We start from the raw sequence: 658 nt of genomic DNA on the forward strand, positions 1-658 counted from the left end.
GGCTGGTCGGCGCGGTGCCCCGGGAGGAGATGGGCCGCTGGTACCGCTCGGCGGACGTGTTGGTGGCCGCCCCCTGGTACGAGCCGTTCGGGCTCACCCCGCTGGAGGCGATGGCCTGCGGCGTGCCGGTGATCGGCACGAACGTGGGCGGCATCGCCGACACGGTGGTGGACGGACTCACCGGCGACCTGGTCCCGCCGCGCGACTCCCGCGCCCTCGGCACCGCGCTGCACCGGCTGCTCGCCGACAAGGTGCGCCGGTTCGCGTACGCCATAGCGGCGCTGGACCGGATTCACAGCCGGTACTCGTGGAAGCGCTGCGCCGAACAGCTCAGCGCCGTCTACGCCACGGTCGCCGCCGTCGGCCGGGCCACCCCGGCGGTGGCGTGATGGGTGCCGGGCTGTCCCCCCTCGACCAGCACCTGTCCGGGCTGGCCGCCGCGCTGCTGCCGTACCGGCAGGTCGCCGAACGGCTCGCCGGTTGGGGCGCCGAGCTGGCCTGGGCCCTGGCCGGCGGTGGCCGGCTGATGGCCGCGGGCAACGGCGGCAGCGCCGCCGAGGCCCAGCACCTCACCGCCGAACTGGTCGGCAAGCTCCGCGACGACCGGCAGCCCCTGTCGGCGATCGCCCTGCACGCCGAGACCTCGGCGGTGACCGCG

At 76.1% G+C, this 658-nt stretch carries 2 protein-coding genes; both read left to right on the forward strand.

The annotated features are described in order from the left end of the window. Positions 1-389: glycosyltransferase (locus tag E1193_RS31520; protein WP_132186752.1), on the forward strand; the 389-nt coding region annotated here is incomplete at its 5' end. After that, on the forward strand, positions 389-658 hold a 270-nt coding region (locus E1193_RS31525), incomplete at its 3' end, for an SIS domain-containing protein (RefSeq protein ID WP_132186753.1). The genes E1193_RS31520 and E1193_RS31525, both read left to right, overlap by 1 nt.

Source organism: Micromonospora sp. KC606 (assembly GCF_004348675.1).
In the GTDB taxonomy this organism is placed as follows: domain Bacteria; phylum Actinomycetota; class Actinomycetes; order Mycobacteriales; family Micromonosporaceae; genus Micromonospora.